At 38.9% G+C, this 9914-nt stretch carries 4 protein-coding genes; 1 reads left to right on the forward strand and 3 read right to left on the reverse strand.

The genetic code is table 11. The features are described 5' to 3' along the window. Positions 1-100 precede the first annotated feature (100 nt). On the forward strand, positions 101-532 hold the full coding sequence (locus IRY55_RS13270) for a hypothetical protein (RefSeq protein ID WP_194563815.1): 432 nt from the start codon (positions 101-103) through the stop codon (positions 530-532). Positions 533-1311: 779 nt separating this feature from the next. Here IRY55_RS13270 and IRY55_RS13275 read toward each other — a convergent pair. The 3 genes from IRY55_RS13275 to IRY55_RS13285 all read right to left on the reverse strand — a co-directional run bounded on the left by IRY55_RS13275 (position 1312) and on the right by IRY55_RS13285 (position 9874). Further along, positions 1312-6111: an endonuclease gene (locus tag IRY55_RS13275; protein WP_235961151.1), complete on the reverse strand. Its 4800-nt coding sequence runs from the start codon at positions 6109-6111 to the stop codon at positions 1312-1314. A 47-nt stretch (positions 6112-6158) separates the two neighbouring features. Then, positions 6159-8528, reverse strand: a complete 2370-nt coding sequence (locus IRY55_RS13280; RefSeq protein ID WP_408015173.1) for a bifunctional metallophosphatase/5'-nucleotidase — start codon at positions 8526-8528, stop codon at positions 6159-6161. Between the two features lie 950 nt (positions 8529-9478). Then, positions 9479-9874: a hypothetical protein gene (locus IRY55_RS13285; protein WP_194563816.1), complete on the reverse strand. Its 396-nt coding sequence runs from the start codon at positions 9872-9874 to the stop codon at positions 9479-9481. Between the last annotated feature and the right edge of the window lie 40 nt (positions 9875-9914).

Genomic DNA, 9914 nt, shown 5'->3' on the forward strand with positions numbered 1-9914 from the left:
CTAGGTTGTATAAGAGGAGAATAGCGAACAGACTGAAAATAGCGAAGAAGCTGAACGAGAAGCAGGCACACGCCTTGCACTACCAGAAGCATCTAAAGATATGACTACGAATGATATCTTATTCCAATCTATCCGTATTGTAGAGGATAAGGGGAATGGTACACTTGGATCACAAGTAGCAGTAACGGCAGATACATTAATTAAAGCATTTACTGAGGGGAATCCTTCAGGCTTGAAAGGTAAAAATCACGCAGGTACAGAAGTTAATGCCACTGTAGTCGGTACAGTAGTTGAAGCTAATGGTTTAACAATCGACTTAAAAGTTGAAAATGGTGATTTACTTTTAAGTAATACTAAAATGACTAAATCATTATTTGAAGCAATTAAAGACCAAGATAATGCAGATAAAACTAAACCATATTCAATTACAGTGACTAATGGAAAAGCTGGAAATCCTAAAACAAAAGTTGCAAAAATTGAATTCACTTTAGTTGGTGAAGAAGTAGTCGCAAAATTAGTGGCAACTCCATAAAATATAGTGTAAGTAATTTACTGGCGAATAAATCGAATATTATGATGTAATCGTCAAAATAGATATCCACAGTAGAGCTGGTCCTTAATGGATCGGCTCTACTTTTTGTTCTTTTTAATTATCTTAATATTAAATTTATAATAAAGGAGATTGTCTATCCTTTATTATAAATTTTTATTTTATTATCCAAGAACAAGTTGTTATTATTTCTTTAGTTGGATCTAATCTGTCCAAAGGTGTTTCATTTTTTCGATTCATCTTGAGTCTTTGAGCAGTAGTTTAAAAATTCATAACTTTCGCTTGTGAAAATGAGATATAAGATTTTTTTCGAGTCTCATCATTTGACGGAATGCCTCGCTTTGTTGAAAGGCGTTTGCTTTTTTATTTAACGTTCGCAAAGGATGCTCTATTTTACTTTGACAAATTCACTGACAGATCTTCTCTTGAATGGAATAATGATTTTGCCTCTAAATAACTTCTTGCTTCATCTAATGTTGAAAAATCTTCTTAGGTGAATATTTTGCTAGGAATGACTTCTACACTTCGGTTTAGATATCCTTTCTGATTGCCTTTGCAAAATTGGCAAAGGTGAATTTGAAAACAAAAAAGACACGTCACTTCATTTCTTTTATACTTGAGTTTTTAGAAACAAGTAAAAGAAAGGAAAGACGTGCTTTTGAATATAACTGGGTTATGATGAACCATCCAGTTCATGATTCATTAATGATTTTGCCTTATTCATGTCTACACAAAAAATTTGAGTTTAGTTTTTATTGTTTTTAAAAAGCTTTTGGATGTTGGGTCATTTGTTGATGGCCCCAGATGGTTTTTGCCCATTCAGGATGGTCAATGAAGGGGTTACGATTCCCTTGCCACTTTTGAATGACATCATTGCGCTGACGTTCCCAGTCATCTACTGGGTCTTGTTCATGCCATTGTAAAAGAACGGACTGCTTTCCGTGATAAGGCTGTTTGCCATTGTTTAATTTTTCATTTAACTCCAAGTCTACTCGGTCACCTTTTTCATAGCGAGTCGCCATATAAAACAACATCCGTGCGACATCTCCCTTTACTTCATTGGGAGGCTCCCACGAATTCGAACTCCGCTTGCAGCCGTTACAACCTTTCACTGCACTCCCTCCATTGTCAAAATCTAAATTACCTCTCGTACTATTAATTTGAACATCGGTCGGGCGAAGGTGATGAATATCTGTACCTGGTCCTTTTGTCGTCCCGAAATCTCCATGAGATTTCGCCCACACATGCTCACGATTCCAGTTTCTAGGATTGCCTCCTTGTTGATTTTTCGCACGAGATTGTTGCGAATACAATAAGATGACATGATCTTTATTATTCGGATCTTCATCTGTTTCTTTTAATGCATCCCACACTTGTGAATACGATAATTGACGATGATCTTTAATAATATGGTGAAGCTCTTCTTTTAACTCTAACCCTTCTTTTCCGATTGCTGTTTTATAATAGTCGTCAACGGGGGAGTCGGTTGATTTGACCGTTACTGAAAAGCTCGTCGTAACACTCGCTTGGCCATCTGATGCAGTCACTCCGATAATATAAGTTCCTTCTGTTAAATTTAAATGTAAAGTCGTTCCTTCAATCGTTCCATTCGTCGCTGTATACGTGAGTGCATCTGAATCAGAGTCTGTAAAGTACTCATTCAATGCGATAGAATGTCGTTCTCCACGTAAAATCGTTTGATTAGGAATGCTTTTTATAATAGTCGGTGCCTCGTTAATAATCGGAAAAGAAGGAACCGCAATGGGTTCCCCTTTCGAATTTGTCATTTGAATTTGTTTTGCATCCGCACCATTTCGATATTCAATCGTTTGAATATTTTCAGCACCACGGATTTCTTTCACATTGTTTCCATCAATGATCACTTTATTCATTTTTGTTCCTTTGAAATCGACGATAGCACCTTGCTTATTCGGCTTTACCGTAACAACCGTCTCGGCAAAACCTAAACCGTGAAACTCAGCATACTCTCCTTTAAATTCAATTCCTGTTTTAATGACAGATGAAGCATCTAAAGAAATGGAAACACTCGGTCGTTGAATCATTAGTTTATTCGCATGGAAATTTTTCAAGTTAAATGTTCGCTCCGCCACAATCGGTGTCGGTACTTCTTTTTTCGGTGTCACGTTCCACTTTTTCGTTTCGGCATCATACTTCAACTCAAAATATTGCGCTTCGTCTTTTTCACCTACTGTAACTTCAATCGTTTCATAACTCTCTACTTGTTGATCGAAAGTAATGTCGACCTTACCTTGCCCTAGGTGAGCGACCGTTCCTTGTTGACCTGCTGCTGTAGCAGAAACAGGTCCTGTAAATGTAGCGTCTGAAAATGTTAACTGAAGGGAATTTTCATTACCTTTTACATTGAATAAAGGTTGACCTTCTTCATCAAATCCTACTTGAATCATCACAGGGTCATGGTCACTTGCGCGTCCTGCCATATCTGTAAAGTCCGCGTTAATATGAAGAATATCAATATCCGTTTGCTCTACTAAATTGTTCGTTACTAAAATATGATCGAGCACTTGTGAATTTCCTTGATATAAATACGTGTATCGATCTGGACGTTCGACCTTATGAATCATATTCGTCATGAGGTCGCCTTCGTGAATTTTGAGTGCTTCTGCAAATTGGAAGTCATTGAAATCTCCTAAAGATACGATATTCGCTTCAGGATTTTTCGTTTTAACATCTTTCACGAAGTCGTAAACAATTTTTGCGATTTCTTTTCGTTGTCCTTCACTTCCATAAACAGGAGGTTGTGTCAAACCGAATAACGGCGTATCTCCTCGTTTTGAATTCCAATGATTCGCAATCACGATGATGTTTTCACCTTGGAAATCAAATTGGGCAGCTAATGGCTTACGACTATTTTTGAACGCTTCCGCATTCGGTGAGATTCGCCCTGGATTGTGCGTTAATTTCCCAGCTTCGTAACCTACCGCCGTCGTCGCATCCCCATGTGGAATCCCTTCCGTTAACGAAACTCGTTCTGGATTGTATAAAAATCCTACACGAATGTTGGCATTCGGTGCACCGCCGTCTTTATTGTTTTCTGGATCGATGTTGGCATATTTATATTTCACGCCACCTGCTTTTTCAATTTCTTGAATTAATCGTTCATAACTTTCGTTCGCTTTCGCATCTCCCGCTTGTTGCCCATTATTATCTTGTACTTCCGTCACTCCGATAATATCAGGGCTGTTCATATCTTTCGCAAAAGCGCGTGCTAATTTTTGAGCTTTCGCATCTGGTGTTTCGTTACTCGCTTTATTATTCGAGAAGTTCTCTAAATTGTAAGAAGCAATCGTTAATTTTTCTTCGTCATAAGCGATTGTTGTTTGTTCTGGCTTCGCCTCGCCTTTGCGGTGTGCTTGTTTCATCTCGTCTAACGGAACGTAAATTTTATAGTTTTGGAAAGAATACCCGACGACTCCTGTAATCGGTCCTTCAAACGTATCTCCTGTAGCGACTTCAAAATTACGTCCTGGTCCATTCGGTTCTAAACGGAATTGAATACGGTTAGGATTTTGATTTTCTTCCTCTAACAACAGTCCGCCATGTAATGTGTCCGTCGGTGCACTTTCAAGAACCGTGATTACATCTCCATGCTCTTGTGGGGCTACTGATTTTACATTGTCGACTTGGACGCGCATCCCTTCTAAACTCTCCCAAAAATCAATCGCATCCGTCTCTGGATTAAATACTTGCAACTGATCGCTATCGATTGCTTGCATCGACATATTTTGTTCATTCAAAATAATCGGTTTTGGTAGCTCGACACCCGATTCAATGACTTCCACATTGCCGCCTTTGTCATCTCTCACATTAATTTGCGTCACTTTCATATCGGTTTCTTGACGATCTGCGAAACCATCGATCGCATATTCATTCACTTGACCTGTGACAGAAACTAAATCACCGATTTGAATCGGCCATTTTTTATTGCCGCTATATAAGATGATTCCTTCTGACGTATTTGGATTATCATCTGCTTTGTCATCAGGGGTTTGAATATGGTAATACGTTGCATTATTTAAGGTGAACGTATACGTGACAATTCCTTCGACACCTTCGACTGTTTTCCCTTCAAAAGGAGATGTATGACCTTCCCCTTGAATATCGTGAATTTCTAAACGCTCGGTTACCGTATATTCGAATGTTTTTACTTCACTTTCGCCATTTTTTGCAATGACGATGGCTTTAATTGTCGTGTTTTCTGTAATTTGAATCGGTGCTGTATATTTCGTGCTTTCTTTCGTTGGAGTAGAACCGTCTAACGTATAATAAATCGCTGCATCTTTTGTCGTTGTTGATAATTCGATTGCTGACTCACCGATCAGAATACCGCTATCTCTACTTGCAAATGCAGGTTGGACGATGGAAAGATCGGCAATAATATCTTGCTCGTTGCGCGGAATTATTTGATACGTCGAATCGTATTGTTGAACAATTCCTGTAATCGACTCATACGTATCCTTCTCCTTTAATTTTAAAACATTATGTTCATCGCGAATAACGAATTGAGTCTTTGTATCGTCAATCGCTGTATAGTTCGCCCAATTTCCACCATCTTCTACAGCTGTGATTGTTACATTGCGAACTTCAACGAGTTGAGACTCATGTGATTCAGCAACATCTGTTCCGACAATTTTTTTCGCTGTCGGCATCGTTGTCGTTTGTTCTTTCTTTACGATTGTTGCTCGGTCTAATTGAAGAAGCCCTTTAAAATCAGCAAGCTCTCCTGTCAATGTCACTTCATCACCTATCGCAACATCTAAATGAGCAGGTCGAACAGCGATTCCACCGGTCTCATCTTGAATGGCGATCGTATTTTTCAAGTTGGCTGTCACAATCCCTCGAATCGTAACCGTCTTACCTAAAACAGCTTTATGCGCTTCCGCAATCGACAATACTTCCGCTTCTTCAGGAGGTGTCGGTTGTTCGATTGCCCCATCCATCGCATGAGTGCCTAAATGAGTAAATGTATCTTTCGGATACTGCTCCCACTCTACCGTTGAGTCAAAGGTGTCATCGGTGATCACGTCGCCCGCTGTAATATGACTTTTCCGAACGAGCGTAATATCTTTCCCCCAATCGATTTTTTCACCTACTTGACCGAAAGAATCGATGACGTGATTACCCTTTTTCAAGACGATGGCATCGTCCCCGTTGAAGTTCGCTACATTACTCGCAGCTAAATTCCCTTTTTCTTTAATGAGGTCTGCCGATAAATTGTGGTAAATAACGAATGTTTTACCATGATTTAAATTTCCGCTTAATGCTTGAGTGCCTGTTCTTTCTTTAGCACCATTTGCATACAACTCAAGCGTATACTCTGCTAAGTCAATCGTTTCTCCTGTACCGTTGTATAATTCGATTGCTTTATTATTGCTAGACCCTTCCACATACTCTGAAATGATTAAATCTTCAGCAAGGACAGGTGCACTCGCTACGACCGGCATGGCAGGTATCACTGCTGTTGCGATTAAACTTGTCGCTAAAAACGCATGTAGCGATTTTCTCCATTTATTTTTACTCATCGAATAAATTCTCCTTTTAATCGTTTTCGAAAGTCAAATACCGTGAATTAAAAAATAACGTCGCCCGACACTTGGATGCCATAGAATGTAAATCGTTCTGTATTTAACTCCGACACATCCAAATCCCCTTCAATGACGATGTTCGTAAATGTCGTATGCTCACTCAAATCTCCTGTAAATGACAAGTTTCCTTTCACTGTGACATGTTCAAAAGAAGCTAGGTCAGATATCGCCACTGTCACGTTACCGTTGTACACTTTAGGCGCTTCAGCCGTTCCTGAAAAGTCGTCCGCATCAACTTCTCCACCTGGTAGTTCTACATTTTCAGATACATCCACTATTCTTTGTTCTACTTTCGGATTAACCGTCTTTAAGCTCGCTACATGGTCGCGTAAATTTTCCCAATCGGAAAGACCGAGGTCGGTAACGCGTCCTTCCGCATACGCTTTTTTGAAGACGTCATACCCGTCTCCACCTTTCGCTGTAAATGCATTCGTTGCTACTGTATATGTTTTTTCATCTTGCACGTCTACATATTGACCATCCGCATTTTTATAAGCGATTGAGACGATTCTTTTGCCCGTCGGTTGAGTCGAATCGAATTGCACTTTAGCGCCAGACACATGTAAGAAGCCGCCGTTTTCCGCAGGGTATTGACCGACACTAATTTCAAAAGCTTGTTTCAACTCAGCACCCGATACGTCCATTGTCGCTAACGTATTTCCGAAAGGTAAAACTGAGATAACTTCACCTACTGTAATCGGACCTGCTTGAATCGCTTCTCGAATCCCACCACCATTTTGGAACGCCATGACCACTTCAGAATTATATGTTTTCGCTTTCGCTAACATCCCGTCTGTAATGAGATTACCGAGAGGCGTCTCATTTTTTCGAACACTCGGCATCGTCACATCGCCGCCTGTTCGTGGATTTTCAAGCGTTTGTGTAGCCGTCGCACCCGTCGGTTCATTTTTCACTTTTTCAATTTGCTCAGCGTACTCTTTTAATACTTTCGCAGCCTCTGGATTTTCTTTTTTCTCTCCAATTTTAATTAACTCACCATTATGTGAAACGACGACGCCTTGCCCATCGAACGTAACATCTAACACACCTAAATGTTCCGCATATTGACCCGCTTGCACAATCAATGTCGGCGCTTCGTGATCATCGATGACGATTGGCTTCGCTAATGTCGAGTGACTATGCCCTCCAACAATGACATCAATACCTTCTACCGCTTTTGCTAATTCGATGTCATTGTCCACATTCGGATTGTCATCATATCCGATATGCGTCAGCGCAATGACTTTATTAATGCCCATCTTTTCAAATTCAGCTACCATTTTCTTCGCTTCTTCAATATAATCTTTAAACTCAATCGCCCCAGGACTTGAAATATTAGCCGTTTCAGCAGTCGTTAAACCGAAAATTCCGACTTTTTCGCCATTTATTTCTTTCACAATCCCATTATAAATATGACTGTTCTCTGGAGTCGTCGCAATTTTTGTACTGAATAACCCTTCAAACAATGGATCTTTTGAAAAATCAACGTTCGATGAAACGAATGGGAAGTTCGCCGCTTGGATGAACTCCTTCAATGCTTGATGCCCTTCTGGAGAAGAACCGAGATCGAACTCATGATTACCGAATGTCATCGCATCCACTTTCATCATATTCATGAACTTAACATCCGCTTCTCCTAAAAATTCATTGAAATACAGCGTGCCTGAAAACACATCCCCCGCATCTAACAATAAAGCATCTGGCTTTTCGGCACGCACTTCATTTACCGCCGTAACACGCTTCGCCGCATTGTCTAAATGAGCGTGCGTATCATTAAAATGCATAATCGATAAATCAAACAGGGGAGATGGTTGCCCAGAATGGAATGTAATATCAGTACGTACCTTCCCATTCGCATCAACGACAATTGGATTTGGACTCGTTACACCTTCTGCGATTGTAATTTCTTTTACTGCATCCGCAACAATAATTTTCGATACGTTATCATTACCTACTGTCAGATTCGTTGCATTGCTTGCACTCAAATCAATCGTACTATTCACAGTTGACGGAATTAAAAGAATCTCGGCCTGTTGAAGCTTCAATCCTTTTAATGTCACGGCGTCTCGAATTTCAATTTGCTTTATAGAAAGATTACCGAAATCAAACATACTTCCCACTTGATATGGCGCAATGATGACTTTAGTCTGTCTCAAGGCCTCTGGAGAAGCATTATCGACGACGTCGACTTGTTTTGTAAACAGAAGCTCTCCTGGAAGCTGAGTCGTACCCGTAAAATGAACATCCGCCTGTGCAACAATTGCAGGGGGTGCGATGACTGCTGTAACAGCCATAGTTGATAAGAGGGCTGAAGTTGCTCGTTTCTTTAAATTAAAGTGTTTATTTGCATTCACTAAAATTCTCTCCTTTTACTATGTTTATCGATATTTCGAGTGAAACAGAGAAAGAAATGGAAGTAACTGAACTTCTTCCATTTCTTATTCTATATTATTTCAAAATAGTTTGACCTTGAATGTTGACGTTATTCACGATCAAATGGACACCCGATTGGTCATGAATAGTAATATTATTGACCGTTCCATTTTGTAAAGTTATCGTCTCTCCTTGCTTCATACGCGTTAAATCGATTGTTAAGTTCGATAAGCTTTTTCCTTTTAAATCAAATACTGTATCAGTAGAAATAGTACCTCCAATATAAAGCGAATCTTCTCCTTTCTGAAGTGCTGCATCAAACGCATCAGCAGTTGTAATGGTTTTAATAATATGTTCGCTATTCCCGCCTTATTCCACAATAATGTGGTGTTCGAATCGGGCCTACACCGTACGTGCGACTTTCACCGCATACGGCGTGCCATCAATATAAACTGTCTAACTTATTTCCCCAAAAACAGTGTAACATGTAAAAAGTATTATCATTTATACAGGGAGTTAAGATTACGTATACATTATGTAAAAGATTATGAGTGAAAAAATACTCTATATCAGACGAAAGTCATTTTGGGGTGTTTTTAAGATGCAAAAACCCGTATTCTCAAATAAAGAATACGGGTCTAGCTTGTTTTATAATTCACTTTATCCTTATAAAGTATGCTTAGAAATCCAATATGAACCTGCTTTGGACAGATTGGATTCAACTAAGGAAATAATAACAGAGTGTTCTTTGATAATAAAATAAAAATGAAAGAAGATAAAGGGATTGGTATACCTTTTTATAAACGAAATATTACGATAATTTAGAGGAAGAATAAGTAGAGCTAATTCATTACGAATCAGCCCTACTATAAACACCTATTTTGACGATTTCATAAAGTTATGTGATTTATTCACAAATGAGTGACAATCATTAGATTTCTTCAATTACCGCTTTACCATCTTGGTATATCGCAATTTTCACTGCTTTTTTATTTTTATCTTCTCCTACTAAAACAGTAATACGATAAGCAGTTGTTTTATCGCCATTAGCTTTTACTTTATTCCAATCTTCAGTCGTGATTAAAGGTCCAGTAATCTTTAGAGTTCCATTTTCAACAACTAGATTATCTAAGTTCAATGTTGCCTTGTATCTATCAGTGATAAACTCACTAACTTCTTGTTTATTTGCAATCTTTTGAGCGTTGCCTTCTTCATTTTTCAGATTAAATACTAAGAATCTGAGATTTTCTTCAGTTAAATCAGTGATTTCTTTATTAGTTACACCATTTGTTGGTGCTTTTAAAATTTCTTCTCCTGGGTCAACCACTGGTGGTAAATTTTCGCTATTCTCCTCTTATACAACTCAT

It is taken from the genome of Savagea serpentis, assembly GCF_015351395.1.
GTDB classification, from domain to species: domain Bacteria; phylum Bacillota; class Bacilli; order Bacillales_A; family Planococcaceae; genus Savagea; species Savagea serpentis.